The organism is Furfurilactobacillus sp. WILCCON 0119 (assembly GCF_053471565.1).
The window spans coordinates 280,120-299,593 of sequence record NZ_JBPCCV010000001.1 but is presented as its reverse complement, the minus strand read 5'-3'; the positions used below and the strand labels follow the sequence as shown (position 1 = coordinate 299,593).

The 19,474-nt window shown below is 47.6% G+C and carries 15 protein-coding genes and 1 other annotated feature; of the genes, 3 read left to right on the top strand and 12 right to left on the bottom strand.

Features of this window, described 5'->3' with window-relative positions; translation table 11 throughout:
- Positions 1-78: 78 nt before the first annotated feature.
- A complete protein-coding gene (locus ACRYI5_RS01630) occupies positions 79-2,124 on the bottom strand; it encodes a peptidoglycan D,D-transpeptidase FtsI family protein (RefSeq protein WP_448224296.1) in 2,046 nt (681 codons plus the stop codon).
- 191 nt (positions 2,125-2,315) lie between these two features.
- On the opposite strand from ACRYI5_RS01630, the gene ACRYI5_RS01625 reads away from it, so the two are divergent.
- Positions 2,316-4,949: a YfhO family protein gene (locus tag ACRYI5_RS01625; protein WP_448224044.1), complete on the top strand. Its 2,634-nt coding sequence runs from the start codon at positions 2,316-2,318 to the stop codon at positions 4,947-4,949.
- Positions 4,950-5,014: 65 nt separating this feature from the next.
- Here the strand turns inward: ACRYI5_RS01625 and ACRYI5_RS01620 are convergent, their stop codons facing one another.
- From ACRYI5_RS01620 to ACRYI5_RS01575, 10 genes are all read right to left on the bottom strand, one after another.
- Entirely contained in the window at positions 5,015-5,329 is a 315-nt protein-coding gene (locus ACRYI5_RS01620; protein ID WP_407878251.1) for a HesB/YadR/YfhF family protein, read from the bottom strand.
- A 116-nt stretch (positions 5,330-5,445) separates the two neighbouring features.
- Positions 5,446-6,447 (bottom strand): lipid II:glycine glycyltransferase FemX, encoded by a 1,002-nt coding sequence (locus tag ACRYI5_RS01615; protein ID WP_448224043.1) that lies wholly within the window; start codon positions 6,445-6,447, stop codon positions 5,446-5,448.
- A 154-nt stretch (positions 6,448-6,601) separates the two neighbouring features.
- Positions 6,602-7,087: a transcription elongation factor GreA gene (greA, locus tag ACRYI5_RS01610; protein WP_407878248.1), complete on the bottom strand. Its 486-nt coding sequence runs from the start codon at positions 7,085-7,087 to the stop codon at positions 6,602-6,604.
- Between the two features lie 508 nt (positions 7,088-7,595).
- Entirely contained in the window at positions 7,596-8,270 is a 675-nt protein-coding gene (udk, locus tag ACRYI5_RS01605) for a uridine kinase (protein WP_448224042.1), read from the bottom strand.
- A gap of 24 nt (positions 8,271-8,294) precedes the next feature.
- Positions 8,295-9,413 carry an endolytic transglycosylase MltG gene (gene mltG, locus ACRYI5_RS01600; RefSeq protein ID WP_448224041.1) on the bottom strand — a complete coding sequence of 373 codons (1,119 nt, stop codon included), beginning with the start codon at positions 9,411-9,413 and terminating at the stop codon, positions 8,295-8,297.
- Positions 9,414-9,824: 411 nt separating this feature from the next.
- Positions 9,825-12,236, bottom strand: coding sequence for a phenylalanine--tRNA ligase subunit beta (gene pheT / locus ACRYI5_RS01595; protein WP_448224040.1), 2,412 nt, complete (start codon positions 12,234-12,236; stop codon positions 9,825-9,827).
- A gap of 9 nt (positions 12,237-12,245) precedes the next feature.
- Positions 12,246-13,292, bottom strand: coding sequence for a phenylalanine--tRNA ligase subunit alpha (gene pheS, locus ACRYI5_RS01590; protein WP_448224039.1), 1,047 nt, complete (start codon positions 13,290-13,292; stop codon positions 12,246-12,248).
- Positions 13,293-13,396: 104 nt separating this feature from the next.
- Positions 13,397-13,630, bottom strand: a binding site (T-box leader).
- Between the two features lie 52 nt (positions 13,631-13,682).
- Complete coding sequence (locus tag ACRYI5_RS01585; RefSeq protein WP_407878241.1) at positions 13,683-14,024, bottom strand: winged helix-turn-helix transcriptional regulator; 342 nt, start codon at positions 14,022-14,024, stop codon at positions 13,683-13,685.
- Positions 14,025-14,088: 64 nt separating this feature from the next.
- Positions 14,089-14,589, bottom strand: a complete 501-nt coding sequence (locus ACRYI5_RS01580; protein WP_448224038.1) for an HD domain-containing protein — start codon at positions 14,587-14,589, stop codon at positions 14,089-14,091.
- Positions 14,590-14,700: 111 nt separating this feature from the next.
- Positions 14,701-15,471 carry a TrmH family RNA methyltransferase gene (locus tag ACRYI5_RS01575; RefSeq protein WP_448224037.1) on the bottom strand — a complete coding sequence of 257 codons (771 nt, stop codon included), beginning with the start codon at positions 15,469-15,471 and terminating at the stop codon, positions 14,701-14,703.
- Between the two features lie 100 nt (positions 15,472-15,571).
- Between ACRYI5_RS01575 and ACRYI5_RS01570 the strand changes: the two genes are divergently transcribed.
- Positions 15,572-15,745 carry an acylphosphatase gene (locus ACRYI5_RS01570; protein WP_448224036.1) on the top strand — a complete coding sequence of 58 codons (174 nt, stop codon included), beginning with the start codon at positions 15,572-15,574 and terminating at the stop codon, positions 15,743-15,745.
- A gap of 180 nt (positions 15,746-15,925) precedes the next feature.
- Positions 15,926-16,858, top strand: a complete 933-nt coding sequence (gene yidC, locus ACRYI5_RS01565; protein ID WP_448224035.1) for a membrane protein insertase YidC — start codon at positions 15,926-15,928, stop codon at positions 16,856-16,858.
- Positions 16,859-16,956: 98 nt separating this feature from the next.
- On the opposite strand, the gene ACRYI5_RS01560 is transcribed toward yidC, so the two are convergent.
- A complete protein-coding gene (locus tag ACRYI5_RS01560; protein ID WP_448224034.1) occupies positions 16,957-19,311 on the bottom strand; it encodes a MucBP domain-containing protein in 2,355 nt (784 codons plus the stop codon).
- Between the last annotated feature and the right edge of the window lie 163 nt (positions 19,312-19,474).

Below are 19,474 nucleotides of genomic sequence, written 5' to 3'. Positions count from 1 at the left end.
TGAAATTGGCGAAGACGCCTCAACTCGAACAATTCTATCATTATTTTTGCGTTCTGACTAGTCTTTTGTCAGAAATGATTAACTTGCTTCGCTCGAATTGGTGACATTCTTCCAGTATAACTTGTAAATCTCGGCAGCAATGTTCTGGTTAACCAGGTATGACGAGGTCGTCTCTGGCAACCCTGGCACGGCCACAGCAACGGCAACCTGTGGGTTCTTCGTTGGTGCATATGAAATAATACTTGAAGTAACCGTTTGTTGCCCGTTAACGTATGTTTCGGCCGTCCCAGTTTTAGCAACGATTCCTGGCTTTAAATCTTCCAGGACAGTCGCCCCAGTCTTATGAGGCGATGACCCGTTGACCACTTGCCACATCCCTTGCTTGATGATGGCCTTGGCTTCTGGGGACGCTTCGACGTAGTTTAACGCTGTTGGTTCTGCTTGGTAGTCCACAGCCCCTAGCGTCCCGTCATTCTTCGTTGACCGGACTTGTGAGACCACGTATGGCTTCATCCGGTAACCACCATTAGCTAACGTTGAAACGTACTGCCCCAACTGGAGCGTTGTGTACGCGTCATAGTTACCAAATGCTTCAACCAACGCAGACCCAATTTGCTTCCGGGTCGATAACCCCTTCAAACCAGCTGATTCACCAGGAATGTCAATCCCTGTCTTCACGCCCAGTCCGTACTGGTTAAAGTTGTTCCGGAGCTTCTGGAACATGTCCGTTGGTAATCCCTCAATGGAGGCCCCTTGTGAATACTTATAGCCAACCATCTTCATGGCGACCTGAACGGCATAGGAGTTGGAAGATGTTTCCAGCGCCATGGCTGCATCCATTGGGTAAGACCCATTTTGGTTCCAGTCCGTCGAAATCTTCGACGTTCCCGTTAAAATAATTGGTTGGTCGTTCAATGTGTTATTGGATGGCGTTAATGCACCAGATTCAAACCCACCAGTCAGCATTGCTGGTTTAACGACGGATCCCATAACAATTGGTTGGTTAATGGCCCCTAACGCATCTGTCGTCACTTTCCCTGTCGTTGGGTTCCGTGAATCACCAGCCATCGCTAAGACAGCCCCGGTATTAGGATTCATGACAACAGCATAGGCTCCCTGACACGTTCCACCAGGCAATTGATCATCGATCACCTTTTGAACGGCATCCTGGAACTTCGCATTGATCGTCAAGACAAGGTTTGACCCCTTCTTACCCGCATATTCCTGAGTTTCCTTCGTGATGGTGGAGTTGCTGCTAACTTCCACGGATGTCCGGGATTTTGTCCCCTTTAGGATCGGTTCGTAGGCTTTTTCAATGTAACTTGAACCAACGGAATCATTTCGTGAATACCCTTGTGAGAGTAGTTGGTTAACTTCGTCTTCTGGCAATCCTTGCTTTTCGGTAGTCACCGTTCCGACAAACGACTTCACGGAATTTCCTGATGGATAATCACGTGACCAACTCGTCGAGGTCTTTACACCAGGCATTTCGGACATGTGCTCCCCAATTTGAGATACTTCTGTCGCCGTAACGTCTTTTTCCTTGATGTACGTTGTCGATAAGGAATAGGCCCCGTTCATCTTGGTAAAGATAGCTGCTGCATTTTTCTGTGCGGTCGTTAATTGAGGTTCGTGGGCCACCACGTAATCTTGAGTTGCAGTTTGCAACGCATTATCACTCATTGCGGCCGCCTTAGGAATTTTTGCAACCACTTTCGCCATGTTCTTTTCATTCGCGAGGTAGTAAATGGCAATCTGACGGCTCGTTAAGGCATCACTTGATACAGACAGATACTTGCCAAGCCGGTTAGACACCTTAAACATATCGGCCCCAGTGACGTTAATTCCCTTCGTGTAACTAATGGCCTGGTGGGCTTCATTACCAACCAGCACCTTCCCCGTTGAATCGTAAATCATTCCCCGTTGAACGCTATTTGTTTCGATTGTGTTTGCAGTCCGGTTAACCTCTGCCTTAAGCTCGGCTCCGTTTTGGATCTGCAAGTACGCCATTCGCCAACCGAGGACGGCTAACAGAACAAACACGATCACCAACAATATATTTAACCGGATGGGGATCCGGGTCGTTTGATCATCGCGATTGCTTTGTGCCCGTCGCCGTTGCATAAACTTTTTAAACACTAGCCCTCTAACCTACCTTATCTACCTTGTCGATCATTCATCATAATCATTAAATTTCGGCAAAGTGCTTTGCCGAGTAAAAAGTATCGTCTATCATTGTAAAGGAAGTCGTAGAAAAGCTAAAGTCTCGCCACGAATCTTTACGCTTTTTTGAGAGAAAGGAATTCACATCCCGCATGATTAAACAACATTTTACAAAACACTGGCCCCTTTACCTGAGCTTTTTCATTCCGGCCCTCCTCATGACAAGCTACTTTGCTTGCCGAGGAATGGCTCCGTTTGGCTCTAGCTCACTCCTAACTGTCGACATGGGCCAACAATACATCGATTTTTACGCCTTTTTCCGCAATACATTGCTTCACCACCCAGGAAGCTTCTTTTACAGTTTCAGTAAGGCACTTGGCGGTGAAACGTCCAGCCTGTGGGCCTATTACTTAATGAGTCCGTTCAACTTCCTGATTTTGCCCTTCAGTCGTGGCGGCCTGAGTGCCGGCGTCTTTTTGATCACCGTCATGAAGTACGGGAGCGCCGGGTTAAGCATGGCGTGGGTCCTTCAACGGTTACGGTTGCAACGTGGCTGGCGTTTACCGATGTTTGCCATCGCGTATGCTTTGTGTGGCTGGACCGTTGCAAACCAGCTCAACCTGATGTGGCTCGACGCCCTTGTAACGCTACCACTAGTCGTTTACGGGTTGGAACGCTTACTCACGGCTCACCACTGGTTGCCCTACGTTTGCTGGCTTGGTGTGACGTTCATCGTGAACTACTACATGGCCTACATGGTCGCCTTATTTACCATCCTGTACGTTTTGTTTAGCTTGGTGTGGCATCGGTTCACATGGCGCACAAGTCTCCTTAATCTTTGTCGCTATGCGGGTGCCTCCGTTATTGGAGGCGGGTTAGCCGCCATCATCCTCATTCCGACCTACTTCGCATTGCAGCTTAGCAAGGCCTCCTACACCGTTGTTAAGGTTAAGTGGGCATTTGACTACATGCCTGCTAAAATGCTCGGTAAGCTCTTCCCAGGGGGCTTTAACTTTGCTCAGATGCCAAAGGGGCAACCCAACATTTTTGTGGGGGCCGTTGTTCTGTTACTTGTTGTTGCCTTTTTCATCGAAACGCCCCTGCGCTGGTCCGTTAAACTGACGGCCGGACTGATTACGGTCTTCCTGCTCCTGTCCATGTGTTTCACGCCGCTAAACTTATTGTGGCACGCAGGCCAATTTCCCATTTGGTACCCGTACCGTTTTTCCTTTGTCTTTTGTTTCTGGTTGATCTGGCTGGCAGCCATTGCCTGGCCGACCCCGCAACCACTCCGCTGGGAAACCATCGGGACTGCGGCTGGGTTACTAGCTGTCATTGTGGGCTACCTGCTCATTTCCCTCCACAGCGTTAACTTTCTTACCGTGGGTCAAATCATCACCGGCAGTAGCTTCATGTTGATTGCCCTCTTGCTGTTAGCCCCATGGCCTGGTGATCACACCTGGATGTTGCCAATTCTTGTGTTATTGACTGCCGCCGACCTTGGTACAAACGTGGTCCTGTCGCTAAACAAAATTAGTTATGTCCCGCAGGATCAATTTAGCACCTACACGGATGCCATTGATTCCGCCAGCACCACGGTAAAATCTTTGGATGATGATCTTTACCGCATCGGCACCACCTTCCAACGAACGAAAGATGATCCCATGCAGGGCGACTACTTTGGTGGGTCACATTTCGGCTCCACCCTGGAGCGCAAAACGACCGGTTTTTATGACCTCACCGGGAACCCTGATGGTGATGGGTTTGTCACGTATGCGAACGGAACGAAGTTTATGGACGCGTTGCTTAACATGAAGTATTTCTGGACGGCAAACGAGACGACCGCCCAAAATCATAAGTCTGTCGCGTACAAAAACATGCCGACACTCACCTACAAACCAGACATCACCAGCAGTTATGATTTGGTTCACTCCAGTACTGACATCCGCACGTACAAGAACCCGGATGCACTGGGGATGGGGTTCATGGCCGCAGCCAGCACCCTTTCAGTCAAAAACATTTATCGTGATCCAATGACGAATCAAAATCAGCTCTGGAACGCATTCTTAGGTGAACCAAGCACGAACAAACTGTTTACCGCCGTTAATTTTGATTCACTTAACGTCACCAACACTAATAAAATTACCAACATCACCGGGGCAACCCTCAACAAGACCAACTTGAAAAAGCCGGCCAGCATGACGTTGCACTTCACGCCGACAACGGATGATGCGTACTACCTGTCAATTGGTTCTAACCTTCAAAAAGATAACGTCACGATCCTGCTTAACGGTCAGCCGCTGAGTCAATATGACACGTATCGAAACACGGTTTTGGTGAACCTTGCCAGTGGTCAAAAGGATCAGCCACAGACCATTACGTTTGAACTGAAAAAACCAACGTTGTGGCTTCAAAACGTCACGTTGTACCACTTGCCAAGTGCTCAATACAAACACGGCATTAAACGGCTTCAACAACATCCCCTGCTCGTCACCTCATGGGGACAGACCCACATCAACGGAACCGTCACGGCCACCAAAGATCAACCAGTCCTCATGACCAGCATTCCGGCCCAAGCGGGTTGGCACGTTAAGGTCGATGGTCACACAGTCACACCAACGACCATCGCCGACGAATTCATGGCACTCCGGTTATCACCAGGCCATCATGATGTTAGTTTCACCTACCGGCCACCGTACTTTTTGACCGGGCTCATCGCCACCATCATTGCGGCCTGCTTAACGGCCGGCACTGAATGGGTGTACCGACGCAAGCACCTCGGCTAATCATTACAAAATAAGGGCCCGCACAGACATTGATTGTCTATGCGGGCCCTTATTGTAACCACCATCTAGTTCATGTTGGATTCTGGTTGCGCTACATATTCGTAATGCGGTTCATCTAATTTATCGTCGTAATCAATCACAAAATCATAGCCAGCAAAAAACCATGCGTCACCATAGTTCACAAAGTATTTGATGCCATCTTTTTCGGTCTCACCAACTGGGCGATCAGGATCTTTATCCGGGACCATGGCCATGGAAAAACCATCATGCACTGGTGTCTTTCCGTAGACCTTCCCATAAAACTTCATGCCATCGCCGGGTTTTAAGCCCACTTCATCTTGAAACCACTTACTGGCTGCATCTGTCACTGTAATCTGCATGCCGCTTGCCTCCACTCAATGAATTCGCTTTCATGAACTAACTTTAGCACATTCGCTTGTGAACGCAAGCAATTAAAATCGGCTAATGGCTTGGTGTGATTGGCATCACAATGTTTTTACTTGTGAAGAAAACGGGCATACGCATCTGCGTCATAGACCTTATCGATTTCGCCAAGGTATTCTGTCGCTTCACGGACGTACCCATGTTTGAATAACCACAATCCATCACTCTTATCAAGCGCAAACACACCACCAAGGTCGTAACGATCCTTTTTAGCGGCCAGGGCTTCCGTAATCATTTCCCATTGGATCCGGTATGGTGCCAGCAGTTTTGGTTCTGCATTAACACTACCACCGTACATGTACCACAGTTTGTCCCCGTACTTAAAGGCCAATGAGCCAGCTAAGTCTTGAGTCTCTGAGTGCGCAATGAAGATCCGTAAAATATCGGTATCAGCAAACGCCGTCACCATCCGATCAAAGTAGTCCCGTGGCCGGTACGTAATCCCCTGCCGGTGACTCATTTCTTCATACAACGCGTAAAAACGGTCCATTTCGGCCATGCTGTTTCCAGCTTCAACCATCAATTCAGGCTTGATGGAATGGCGCACGTCATGGCGCGTGTTTGGTCGGAACGTCATCAACACATCATCAGCGCTCTTATCCTTTAAGTCCATCACCATGTTAAACCGGGGTTGGATGGTGTCATGCATCCCCACGTTCCGGTTCCGCACTTCATATCCATGCGCAGTAAACTCAGCTGAGAGATCGTCATTGTACACGACCTCAGGGTCCATCCGTAATACGTACACGTTGTTTTCACGTAGCGCTGGTTCTGCTTCGGCAACCAGGGCGTCAATCGTTGCAACGTCGGTTGGATCGCAAACGGGGCCCTTTGAACAGTAAGCAAGCTTTTCCCCATCTTCGTTTGCAATCATCAAAATTGACATTGCCGCGGTGATTTTTCCATCAGCCTCTAACGTGATGTGGAGCGGTTCCCAATTGTTTTTAATTGCACCCCAACCGGGATCCTGGGTGATTGATGTAAACGGTGCGTTACGGACAAATTCCGTGTACCGCGCCATTGCTGCTTGATCTTGTTCATTAATAACGGGCATGTTTAATTTCCTTTCTCAATTCGAGCATTCGTCTAACTAGGATAATAGTTTACCGTAGTTTTTTGCAAACAACAATTCAGCATCCTGATAACTAAAAACGTGCGCGTGCTGGATGACCTACATCATCTGCACCCGCACGTTTAATTAAATGAACTTAGTCAGCGTTTTCTACCGTGAGGATGGCAACTTGCATGCTACCCACTGGGAGTTTAACTTCAACTTCGTCCCCAACCTTATGACCAATCAAGCTCTGGGCAATTGGTGAGTCATTTGAGATCTTTCCGGTTGTTGGGTCTGCTTCTGCGGCCCCCACAATCGTGTATGTCTCTGGTTCTTCATCTGGTAATTCTTTGAACGTGACGTTCTTCCCTAAGGAAACTTCGTCACTTGCAACACCAGAGTTGTCAATAATTTCAGCGTTATGAATCATTGCTTCAACCAGGGAGATCCGTGATTCAATGTTTGACTGTTCGTCTTTTGCTGACTCGTATTCAGAGTTTTCTGAAAGGTCACCGTAACTTCTAGCGATCTTGATCCGTTCGATGATTTCTGGACGGGTCACTAATTTTAAGTGCTCTAATTCTTCTTCAAGATTTTTAAGACCTTCTTCGGTCATTGGGTATGTTTTTTCTTCAGCCATTTTTAATGTAACTCCTTTGTCACTAATTTCAACAGTCACAAGGTTACCATGCACAACTGTCCTTGTAAACGGACTAACCAAGAAAATTGCCGGATTCATTAGATTTAACGTTTGGCTTATACAAAACGGAGTCTTTCACGGACTAAACTAAGTTGGTTGCTGACGTTTGAAAACGCGAAAGCTAGCACAGACTCTGGCTCATCTAACAAAAAACGGGTTCTCATGGACAGAAGTCGTCCATAGACATTGAGTGCGTTCCCATCCTTTTTTGTTTTCGTTGCCGAAAACGCGAAAGCTAGCACAGGCCTTGGCTCATCTAACACAAAACGGGTTCTCATGGACAGAAGTCATGCATAGACATTGAGTGCGTTCCCATCCTTTTTTGTTTTCGCTGCCGAAAACGCGAAAGCTAGCACAGGCTCTGGCTCAGGTAACACAAAACGGGTTCTCATGGACAGAAGTCGTCCATAAGAACCCGTTTTGTGTTACCTGAGTTAGCCTAAACGTGCTAGTTTTCGCTCTTTTGTGCTTTAAACATACTGTCCTTACCATCTTTTGCCAAGATGTCGCGGATCTTTGTTGACAACAGGTCGATAGCCACCGTATTTTCGCCACCCTCGGGCACGATCAAGTCTGCGTAACGCTTTGTTGGTTCCACAAACTGATGGTACATTGGCTTCACTGTTGCCAGGTATTGGTCGATGACGTTGTCTAATGTCCGGGCCCGTTCGTTAATGTCCCGTTCAATTCGGCGAATGATTCGAATGTCGTCATCTGTGTCCACGTACACCTTAATGTCCATCAAATCACGTAACCGGGGATCATCCAAAATCAAGATTCCTTCCAGGATGATGACATCACGTGGTTCTTGATGTTCAGTTTCAGTGCTTCGCGTTAATTCTTTGTAATCATAAACAGGCTTTTCAATGGCCTCATAGTTGATTAAGTGCGTGAGCTGTTCGATCAGGAGATCGTAATCAAAAGCTAAGGGATGATCATAGTTCACGGCCCGGCGTTCAGGGATCGTCATTTCCGCCTGATCGTTATAGTAGGAATCCTGCTGTAAAATCAGGATCGAATGGCCGGCCAACTGGTTATAAATGGCTTGGCTAACGGTTGTCTTTCCGCTCCCAGAACCACCAGTCACACCAATTACAACCGGACGCTTTGCTTGTTCTGTCATTACCCTGTCTCCTTTTCGTTTACCCTATTTTTGTTTGCTGTTATCGCTTTGGTACTTACTTGTGTAAGCATTTTGTTCATCAAGTGTCTTTGAGTAATGAATCTTCCCAGTCTTCATGTTGGCCACAAAGTACAGGTACCCTTGATCTTCATTTGCTGGTTGTGCCACCGCTTCAATTGCACTTAACCCAGGGTTGTTAAACGGTCCAGGACCGTAACCCGTGTTGGCGTACAGGTTATATGGTGAATCAACCTTCAAATCAGCTAAGGATAAGTTTGGCTTCTTCTTGTTCAGTGCATATTGCACGGAAACATCAGATTGTAATGGCATGTCAGCCTTGATCCGGTTGAAGAAGACACCAGCAACAGTTTGCATATCGCTTGCCGTGTTGGCTTCCTTTTGCGCCAATGAGGCTAACGTCATCGCTTGTTGAACCGTCAAACCTTCAGATTGGAAACTGCTGAGGTACGGTTGAACACGTTGATTAGTTGCCGCAACCATTTGTTCAACCAGTGCCTTTAAGGTTGCTGGCTTCTTGGTGTCGTAAACGGCTGGGAATAGGTACCCTTCAAGGTGATAACACACCCCAGTTGATGACATACTGGATGACAATAAGTCAGGGTATGTCTTAGCTAAGCCCTTAACAAAACTTTCGTCCTTCATCAGGTCCAAAAATTCTTGCTTGGTGTACTTAGAATGTTTTGGCAAGGATTCAGCGATCTGTTCAACCGTTTCACCTTCTGTAATTAACAGTGAATTCTTTGCAGTGGTCAATAACGGCATGTCTGACCCGGGTTGATTCAATTTCTTCGCGATTTGCTTAACCGTCATGTTCTTTGTCACAACGAAATAACCGGCCTTAAAATCAGCCATGTTATTATCAGCCGTGTACTTATTAAACGCGCTGGCGTTCTTAATGGCGCCCTCTTTTTGAAGCGCTGTGGCAACCTGTTGAGCCGTGGCCCCTTGTTCGACTTGAACCTGCACCTTTTTATGGCTGCTTGGATCAACGGCTTTTAGGTTGTTAGAATAACTGATATTGCGGAAAAGAATGCCCCCAACAATGATAACGATCACTGCAAGGAAAATCCCGATCAGCCAGTTACGGCCCGTGTGTTGACGCGGACGTGTACGACGTTGCATAAAGTTTGCCCCCTAATTTAAAATCATCCTTTACATTGTAGCGAAAAATGCTGTTCAAAACTACACTCACTTGAGCAATGACACGATTTTGACATAATTAACCGGTTTAGTGGTCTCTCAAAGCCGCTAAAAGTGACCCCTATCAATGCGTTTTTCCCTGTTTTCGTTGCCGAAAACGCGAAAGCTAGCACAGGCTCTGGCTCATCTAACACAAAACAGGTTCTCATGGACAGAAATCATGCATAGACATTGAGTGCGTTCCCATCCTTTTTTGTTTTCGTTGCCGAAAATGCGAAAGCTAGCACAGGCCTTGGCTCATCTAACTAAAAAATCGGTATCCATGGACCAAAAACGTCCATAGATACCGATTTTTTAGTTAGATGAGTTAGCCTAAACGCGCTAGCTTTCGCTCTACCTAATTTCTGCCTCGAAGCTTGTTTCCAGTTCCTTCACGACCTTATCGAAGGACTTTGTTACGTCCGCTTCCACCAACGTTCCCTTCACATCCTGGAACGTTAATGTATATGCCAATGATTTCTTCCCGGCTGGCAGATGGTTACCCGCGTAAACATCAAACAGTGTAACGTCCACCAAGTGAGCGCCGCCACGTTTTTCAATGGCTGCAATCACATCCGCGTTTGTCACCGTTTCATCGACCAAGATGGCCACATCCCGCGTTACTGCTGGGAACTTCGAAATTGGTGCGTACTGCTGCCGGTCATGGTCCGCATCAATCAAGGCCTGCAAGTTCAGTTCAAACACAAACGTTGCCGGAATCTTGTAATCAGCCGCAATCGTTGGGTGCACTTGACCCACAAACCCAACCAGTTCATCCCCCACGTAAACGTCTGCCGTTTGGCCGGGGTGCATTTCTGGCCGTGTTTGGTTCGCTTGATAGCTAACGGGTTTCGACAAGCCCATGTCGTGCAAGAACAGCTCAACGATCCCCTTCATGCTGAAGAAGTCTGCGGCCGCAGCCTTATTGTTCCATGTCGCGGGTGTCATTGTGCCCGTAATGGCACCCGCGATGTGTTCTTCTTCCAATGGCCGAATGTCATCACCTTCGCGATAGAACACCCGTCCCTGTTCGTACAAACTGACATCCGTTTGCTTACGCGCAACGTTATACGCCACGTCGTCCAACAACCCGCTGATCAAGTTCATCCGCGCCGTTGTGTGATCAGAACTCATTGGGAAGTCCAATAACGTTGGTTCGCTATCCCGCATCATGAACAGTTCAGCCTTTGCCGTAGTCGTTAGTGCATAACTAATGGCCTGGTTTAAACCAGCACCTTCCAGCAAATGCCGGGCGTCACGCATGATCCGTTGCGCTGACGTCAATGAGCCCGGTGTGGTTGGTCCCGTTGGTAACGTTGATGGCAAGTTGTCATAGCCGTAAAGTCGGGCAACTTCTTCCATCAAATCAGCTTCGATCGCAATGTCCCACCGGCGAACGGGAACCGTCACGGTGAACGTTTCCCCGTCGTTAGTTGTTGGGAAGTTTAAGTGATCAAATAACGTTTGCACAGCTGCTGCCGTTAACGTTGTGCCCAGCACATGGTTGATCCGGGTCAACGTAATTGGAACAACAACCGGATTAACCACCGTTTCACTACCAACTGCGGTTCCCGTAGCAACATCCCCAGCGCCCAGTTCAGCCATCAAGGCTGCGGCATGGTCCAACGTTGTCTGGTTGTCAGCTGGGTTGATCCCACGTTCAAACCGCATGGAAGCTTCCGAATGCAGGTTGAAATGACGCGCTGTTTTCCGAATGTGAATGGGTTCAAAGATGGCACTTTCAATGGCAATTGTCGTTGTCTTGTCATCAATTTCTGTGTCCAACCCACCCATGGTTCCGGCTAAGGCGATGGCACGGTCGCCATCAGCAATCACCATATCTGTATCGCGCAACGTCCGTTCTTCGTCATCCAACGTGGTCAACGTTTCGTCAGCATGTGCCAACCGAACGCTAATGTTATGACTCGTCAACTTGTCATAATCAAAGGCGTGCAAGGGTTGACCATACATCAACATCATGTAGTTGGTAACGTCAACGACGTTATTGATCGGCCGAATGCCCGCTTCCCATAACCGCTTTTGCAGCCATAGTGGGCTTGCTTGAACCGTCACATTTTGGACCACACGCATTTTATACGTTGGTGCTAACGCAGGGTCTGCCGTGACGTTAATGAGGTCGGCAACGTTGGCTGACGCTGCTTCTGTCAGGGTGAATTCTGGAAGTTTTGGTGTTTGACCGTAGATGGCGCCGACTTCCCACGCCGTTCCGTTCATGGAGTTCATGTCCCCACGGTTTGGTGTGAGGTCCGTTTCGATGATGTCGTCATCCATGCCCAAAATTGGAAAAACAGATTCACCAGGAACACTGTCAGCTGGCAAAATGTAGATCCCATCTTCGTAGTCACTTGGTGCGATCTTGGCATCAAAACCAATTTCTTGGAGGGCACACAGCATTCCGTTTGAAACGACGCCGCGCATCTTGCCCTTCTTAATCTTGTTGTGGCCGCCGATCCAGGCACCAGGCATCGCAACGATCACCTTTTGGCCCACGGCAACGTTTGGTGCCCCACACACGATCTGTTGTGGTTCATCTTCGCCAACGTTCACCTGACAAACGTGCAAGTGATCTGAATCTGGGTGTGGTTCAACGCTCAACGTTTCCCCAACAATCAATTTACTCATGCCGTCGCTCATTTTGTAGACCCGGTCCACTTCAACGGCCGTTCGTTCAATCTTTTCACCGAGGTCCTTTGGGGCCACATCCAGGGTGAGGTACTCTGATAACCAATCTGTTGAAACTTTCATCGCTGTTGTTTACCCCCGTTTGTAAAATTGTGTTAGGAAACGTGTGTCATTTAGGTAGAAGTTCCGGATGTCGTCGACACCATACTTCAACATGGCAAACCGGTCCGGACCAAGGCCAAAGGCAAACCCACCATAAACGGAGGCATCCACGCCGGCCATCTTCAACACGTTTGGATGCACCATTCCGGCACCCAAAACTTCGATCCAGCCCGTGTACTTGCAGACCGCACAGCCCTTACCCAGACAGTTGAAACACGTGATGTCTGCTTCAACAGATGGTTCCGTGAATGGGAAATAACTTGGGCGTAACCGAACGTTAAACTGATCACCGAATAGGTTTGCTGCCACCATTTCGAGCGTTCCCTTTAAGTCAGCCATCGTAATGTGCTTATCGATCACAAGTCCTTCGACCTGATGGAACTGGTGGCTGTGCGTTGCGTCATCTGTATCACGCCGGTACACACGGCCGGGGCTGATCATCTTCAACGGACCGTTACTAAAGTCATGGTTTTCCATGGCTCGGGCCTGATTAGGACTAGTGTGCGTCCGCATCAAAATGTCGGGTGTGATGTAGAACGTGTCCTGCATATCACGGGCAGGATGGTCCTTTGGCAAGTTCATCATTTCAAAGTTATGATGATCGTCTTCAACTTCTGGACCATCAACCACCTGGTACCCCATGCCAATAAACATGTCTTCCAACTGGTCAATGATGCTTTGAATCACGTGTGGTTGTCCCTGAGCCACAGGAACCCCCGGCAATGTAACATCCACTGTATCCGCAGCCAGTTGTGCGTTTAACGCAGCTGCTTCTAGTTCTTGACGCCGGGTTTCAATTGCCGTGGTAAGTTCATCGCGAATCTGGTTCGCAAAACTCCCCACCTTTGGCCGTTCTTCAGCCGTTAAATCGCGTAGTCCCCGAAGCGCTTCCGTAATTGGCCCTTTTTTCCCTAATAATTGAACCCGAATCTCGTTAATTCGTTCCAAATTATCACTGTGTTTAATGTCTGCCAAACCATGATCATGTAGTTCTTGCAAACGATCTTTTAATGTCATGTGTCTCCTCCTTAAATGACGTACAACTACCTTGCTTTTGCGGTGCGTGATGCTCCGTTCGGACAGTAAAAAAGCATAAAAAAAGCCCCTTTCCTGTCCATCAGGAAAGGGACGACAATCCGCGGTACCACCCTTGTTGCCAGTGCGACAATCGTCCACTGACCACTCAAAGGCCGTAACGGGGACCACCGGAGAATTTTTTGATGATCCTTACTAAATAAGGATCTCGCCCAATCTCTGCTCGAAAAGTGAATTCGTGTTACCTCATGTCGTGATTTCAGTCCATGTCACGACTCCCTGAAGGCGGTCACACTACTCTTTTTTGTCATTGCATTTATTGCTTACGAATCATTATTTTAGGCTAAGCCACTAGAAAGGTCAATGTCCAAACTAGCATTCAGGGCCACTCCACTTGTCTGACCACTCGTGGATCGTTGTCATCATGTCGTTCATGTCGCGTCCCTTGTCCGTTAACCGGTACTCGATCAACGTCGAGTTTTCGGATGCGTCACGCGTCACAATGCCTGCTTCTTCAAGTTCTTTCAATCGTTCAACAAGCATTCGGTCAGAACACTTATCAATGGAACTTGCGATATCTTTAAAGCGGAGGTCACCTTGAGCAAGTAGTGACTCAATGATGAGGCCGTTCCATTTCTTTCCAAGAATTGAAAACGTCTTTTCAAACTTCGGACACATCTTGAATTGTGCCAACTCTGTCATTGTCTCTGACATTTTTTTGTCCCCCCTTCGTTCGTTAATTGAACTTAACTACCCGTTGTTAATCACAACTGAGTCATTAACTAAATTTTAATTGGAGCCGTTGAACCATGGCCCGCCACTTGCGGCGCGTGTGATTCCCGTACTCATGGACCGCTTCGTAGTCATCCACCAGGGAGACCAACAAGCTTTCCTTATACTTTGGCAAGGCCATCGTCAATCCGAACATGTGCTTTAGGATGATGTCTTTTTCTAAATCAGACAGTTCCGTCAGCTTTTCCGCATTGCGTAATGAGACCCGAGGATGGATAAAAGCATGCGTCCCCAAGTCAAACTTTGTCGTCCGCCAATCGTAATAGAACAAATCATGTAACAGCCCAGCACGAGCAACCGCCTGATAGTCCCAGCCCCGCCGTTTGGCGATTTGGTAACTATCAAATGAGACACTTAAACAGTGTTCTAACCGCGTGCTGTTATGGTGTTGCGTGAAGTCTGCCAACCGCTGCACTTCTGGACGCGCTAGTAAATCGCTAACCAGCGCAACGTATTCAGCATCTTGCTTCCATTCATTTGGTTTCATTCAATGCTTCCTTTTCTTTAATTAACGAACAATTGTGAATCTGAAACGTATTGTAGCAGGTTTGCTTACTTTTTCATAGTCTTTTGGCTCGTTTTATGCAAACTAAATTGATTAAGCTTCCTTCAGCCGGAACATCAAGACACCGGCCGCAATGGCAACGTTTAGTGACTCTGCTTGACCAAGAATTGGAATGTATAAATTGGCCGTTGTGAGCTTACCTAATTCCGCAGCCATGCCGTTCCCTTCGTTCCCCATGATCAACCCAAAGTCGGCCCCCACCGTTACATCACGGTAGGATTGTGCGTCTGGATCAAGCTTGGTCCCGTAAACCGGGAGGCCTGAACGCTTAAAGTAGCGCACAGCGGCATACATGTCCTCTGACACTAACTGAATGTGGAACTGGCTGCCTTGCATGGCCCGAACCACTTTTGGTGCAAACTGATCTGCCGTTCCGTGACCAAAAACAACCCCACTAAAGCCAGCTGCATCCGCGGTCCGAACGATGGTCCCAATGTTCCCTGGATCTTGGACCGCATCCAAGAACAACCAAGCACCAGTGACGACCTCTGGTAACGTTGTGCTGGTCGTTGGCACCTTCACCTCTGCAAAAATCCCTTGTGGTGTTACGGTGTCCCCGATGGCTTTAGCCACGTCATCACTAATTTCAATGGCGTTCAAATGCTCTGGGAGTTCACTTGCATAAGCCTGCCAGGCCTCACGTGTTCCCATAACAGCCACAAGTTCGACGTTAGCAGCAACGGCCTCCTTGACGAGGTGCCAACCATCAAGTAAATAAGTCCCCGCTTGTTCGCGGCCCTTCTTGGTGGCTAATTTCTTCCAGGTCTTCACCCGGTTGTTTTGAAGCGAAACGATTTTTTCCATTATAATTACCTCACTGACGTCAAATTATAGCATAATCCGCACCGTTTCATGCTACGATGACAGTAGCTTTCCCAACAAATCCCGTCTTTTGGAGGTTCATATGGCAGAAATCACCGTTCATCTTACCGCCCAGGGTCGCGTTCAGGGGGTGGGCTTTCGTTACTCCGTGTCGCAACTCGCAATCCGGCACCATTTGACTGGGTTTGCTCGTAATGAGGTTAACGGCGACGTCACGATCGTCTTACGGGGTCGCCAAGCATGGTTGAGTTGGTGACAGAAGCCATCAAGGCCTCACCGAATTCTTGGTCGCACGTCACAACACTGGCGAGTCATGAATTACCCCACCAACCGTTTAAAAAGTTTGACATTTACTGACGAATGATTGAAATCACCCCCGTTTTTTAGTATTCTTAGCAAGTTACCAAAGTTAATCTGAAAGGATTCATCATACCTTATGAAAAAGAATAATCGCATCGCGGTGCTCAGCGCACTCGGTGTTTTAGCACTGCTGTTAAGCGGCTGTGTGCGGACGAGCCACGGGAAACCCGTTGGGATCATCTGGACATACGGTGGGCAACCCATGGTCCACTTCATGGAATGGGCCGCTAAGTTCCTTGGCGGAAGCTACGGTTGGGCAATCATCTTACTGACTGTAATCGTTCGGTTAGTTCTGTTACCACTAATGCTTCGGCAATCACGCCAGGCAACCGTTCAACAAGAAAAAATGTCCATGGTTCGGCCACAAATGCAAGACATCCAGGCCCGCCAAAAGGCCGCAACAACGACCGAGGAAAAGACAGCCATCAGTCAAGAAATGATGCAATTGTACCGTGATAACGGCATTTCGATGACTGGTGGGATTGGCTGTTTACCATTAGTCATTCAATTACCGATCTTTGCTGCCCTCTACGCTGCCATTCGTTACGCGCCTGAATTAACGCACGCAACGTTCTACGGCATTCAGTTGGACAAACCAAAACTAATCTTGGCGATTCTTTCCTTCTTGGCCTACCTGCTTCAGGGTTACCTGTCACTGTTAGGATTACCAGAAGATCAGAAGAAGCAAATGCGGACCATGATGATTATGAGTCCCGTTATGATCTTATTCGTCACGTTCTCAACACCAGCCGCATTGGGGCTGTACTTCTTCGTCGGTGGACTGTTCGCATGTTTGCAAACATTGATCATCGCTTGGTACCGGCCACGGATTCGGGCACAAATTGCTGAAGAATTGGAAAAGAACCCAATTAAAAAGCCAACACCGAAACCCGTTACGGCGACAGAAACGCCGGCAACATCAGCTGCGCCAATTGCTGATTCCAGTCAGGATAAGAATAACCGGCAACGTAACGCTGGTAAGCAACAACATCATCACGATAACGACTAAGCGATTTTTCCTCATCGTTTGCCGCGTCATATAAAAATAGGGCTCGAAATCATCTTCTGATTTCGAGCCCTATTTTTTTGCTTCTAAACTAAAATTTACTAATCTTTCCGACGTCTCCCGAAGCCTAGTAACGTAACTAATGTTCCTAATACCGTCATTACGCCCACAACGGTGGATCGATCAGTTGCGGTCGTCCCTGTTTCAGGTAACATTTGCTTTTTAACGTTTGTATCGTGGCCTGGTTTTTCGTTCTGAACAATTGGAACCATTGGCGTACTTTCATGTCCACTTGTTTGTAGTTCGCTTGAGTGTTCGCCATCTGGGCCTTTAGCATCAGTTCCGTTATTACCGCTGTTAGGTGTCCCTTCACCATTGCCGTTACCGCCTGGCGTTACACTTGGTTCTTCATTAGCTGCGTAAATATACGTAATTGTTTGGACTTGCTCTGTAAACATTCCGGTAACATTACCGTCAACCTTTTTAAATGTATAGCCAGCAATTGACTTCTGTGTGGCCGTATAGACATCGTCCACATTTCCGGATAGCGTCTCTGATGGCGCAATTTCGTTACCCTGCTCATCCACGTACTTAACGGTTACATCGGCACCCTGAACCGTGTTTTTGGTGTAAACATACGTCACTGTTTGCGGCTGATCAGTAAACGTTCCGGTGCTGTTTCCCTCAGTATTCTTGAAGGTGTAGCCACCGATTTCTTTTTGAGCCGCCGTATAAGTATCGCCGACGTTACCGGATAATGTCTCCGCTGGTGCAACTTCTTTACCTTGCTCATCCACATACTTCACCGTTACATCTGCACCTTTAACAGCATCCTTAGTATAAACGTACGTCACTGTTTTCGGCTGCACAGTAAAGGTTCCGGTTGTATCACCCGTGACGGACTTAACGCTATAACCCGCAATTGTCTTTGGCGTGGTTGCATAGGTAGCGTTAACGTCACCATTCACTACCTCGGCGTCTGCAATGACATTTCCTTGCTCATCGACATAGTTAACGTTCACATTGCCCCACGTCGTCCGGTAGTATTCCATTCCGGTTTGGATCAATGTATTCCCGTTAGCATACTGCACTTCTGAAAGGGATGGATAGCCGCTAACGCCATACTGATTGTCGATAATGGCATAGCGAATCGTGCTATATTGCTTTGAATTTTTGATAATGTATTGGTGACCATTAATGGTCACTAACGGTGCATCGCTACTATTGTAGGTTTTATAACCCGTCAATGCCGGTTGCCCATCGATCCCAACCGTTTGACTGGTGATTGTTAGATCATTACCAGTCTGTGCAGCGTTCACCGGCGTGTTGTAGACACGGTAGTTATTAACGGAAAATACATGGACATTAGAAAACTTTGAGAAATAAGAATAGTCAGATAATCGTTGGTTTGATAATGAGAAATACAAAGCATCTGGATTAGCTAGTGAGGCATTAGTAAACATTGGGTCCAATTTCAAAAGTTGATTGTTCGTTAACCCTGTTGAATTGACATTACTTGTATTTCCGGCAAGTTCAATGCCCCAATATAAATCAAGTTTTCCAAACGTTAGTGAATTTAACGCTGCAATGTCAGCGTCAGTCCAATTACCGGCACCATCTTGCTGAATGGTCAAGGCACTCGTAATGTGAAGCCCGGTCAACGGTACGAGCGAAACGCCCGGCTTAAGGTAGACCATTAGCCGAACACTCCAGTCTACTGGTAGTTCTCGTAGCACTTCCAGCCCCGTTAAACTAGTTAACGGATTTTTAGTTGCTTGTGGAATTAAACTAATATCAATTTGTTTCGTGCTACTTGCAAAGTGAACATGACGAACGTCACCATACGTTAATTCCCCAGTCGTCACCTGAAATTCAGTTAACATTGCCTTTTTAAGCTGAGGATCATCAATTTGAACCACATCTGAATCCAAATGTGCGGACTCGTTGGAACCGGCAGAAATCTGCTCAGCAACTGGTGACGCAACGGCAGTTGTCTTCATTTGGATCGCATGAACAGTTGACTGGTCGTTCAGATCATTCGCTTGAGCCGCTTTGGAAGATGGCAATTGATCACTTTCAGTTTGAACGTTACTCGTCGTCGCCGCGGTTTGACCATCTGCCGTTTGTGCAGATGCCGCTGAAGCTTGAACCTGTCCATCAGAAGACGCCACTGACATGACCGCTTGTGTCGCTACTGACTGTGAGGACGAACTAGTTGGATTGACCTGACTTTGGTTTTGCGTTAGTGCCACTGCTGACCCTTGGCTGGAGCTCTGTGACACTGACTGCGGTTGTTCAACTGGTAGCGCGGTCGTCGAAGAATCTGCCTTTGCACTGACAATACCAGCCCCTTGAATCGCCAAAACACTGATTCCAGCTGCGACCCAAAATCGCCCTGATTTATACAGTTTATAATGGCAAGCTTGGTCTTGTTCTCCCCGTTGCTGACGTCCCATTTTCCTCGCTCCTTATCATTAATTGCTTATTTAAAGTTGTTAAAAATCAATTTTTTTAATCCCTTGTGTGCAGGTTACCATGCTGAAATTTAACCGTCAATGGGGTGAACGAAATTAGCAATCCTTTAGAATTAACACTTGGTAAGGCTTTCATGTAGGTAGC

Excerpts from the sequence above, each read along its gene's own strand:
- ACRYI5_RS01630 (WP_448224296.1), bottom strand. The coding sequence starts at position 2,124 with ATGCAACGGCGACGGGCACAAAGCAATCGCGATGATCAAACGACCCGG.
- ACRYI5_RS01625 (WP_448224044.1), top strand. The coding sequence starts at position 2,316 with ATGATTAAACAACATTTTACAAAACACTGGCCCCTTTACCTGAGCTTT.
- ACRYI5_RS01620 (WP_407878251.1), bottom strand. The coding sequence starts at position 5,329 with ATGCAGATTACAGTGACAGATGCAGCCAGTAAGTGGTTTCAAGATGAA.
- ACRYI5_RS01615 (WP_448224043.1), bottom strand. The coding sequence starts at position 6,447 with ATGCCCGTTATTAATGAACAAGATCAAGCAGCAATGGCGCGGTACACG.
- greA (WP_407878248.1), bottom strand. The coding sequence starts at position 7,087 with ATGGCTGAAGAAAAAACATACCCAATGACCGAAGAAGGTCTTAAAAAT.
- udk (WP_448224042.1), bottom strand. The coding sequence starts at position 8,270 with ATGACAGAACAAGCAAAGCGTCCGGTTGTAATTGGTGTGACTGGTGGT.
- mltG (WP_448224041.1), bottom strand. The coding sequence starts at position 9,413 with ATGCAACGTCGTACACGTCCGCGTCAACACACGGGCCGTAACTGGCTG.
- pheT (WP_448224040.1), bottom strand. The coding sequence starts at position 12,236 with ATGAAAGTTTCAACAGATTGGTTATCAGAGTACCTCACCCTGGATGTG.
- pheS (WP_448224039.1), bottom strand. The coding sequence starts at position 13,292 with ATGACATTAAAAGATCGTTTGCAAGAACTACATGATCATGGTTTGGCA.
- ACRYI5_RS01585 (WP_407878241.1), bottom strand. The coding sequence starts at position 14,024 with ATGTCAGAGACAATGACAGAGTTGGCACAATTCAAGATGTGTCCGAAG.
- ACRYI5_RS01580 (WP_448224038.1), bottom strand. The coding sequence starts at position 14,589 with ATGAAACCAAATGAATGGAAGCAAGATGCTGAATACGTTGCGCTGGTT.
- ACRYI5_RS01575 (WP_448224037.1), bottom strand. The coding sequence starts at position 15,471 with ATGGAAAAAATCGTTTCGCTTCAAAACAACCGGGTGAAGACCTGGAAG.
- ACRYI5_RS01570 (WP_448224036.1), top strand. The coding sequence starts at position 15,572 with ATGGCAGAAATCACCGTTCATCTTACCGCCCAGGGTCGCGTTCAGGGG.
- yidC (WP_448224035.1), top strand. The coding sequence starts at position 15,926 with ATGAAAAAGAATAATCGCATCGCGGTGCTCAGCGCACTCGGTGTTTTA.
- ACRYI5_RS01560 (WP_448224034.1), bottom strand. The coding sequence starts at position 19,311 with ATGGGACGTCAGCAACGGGGAGAACAAGACCAAGCTTGCCATTATAAA.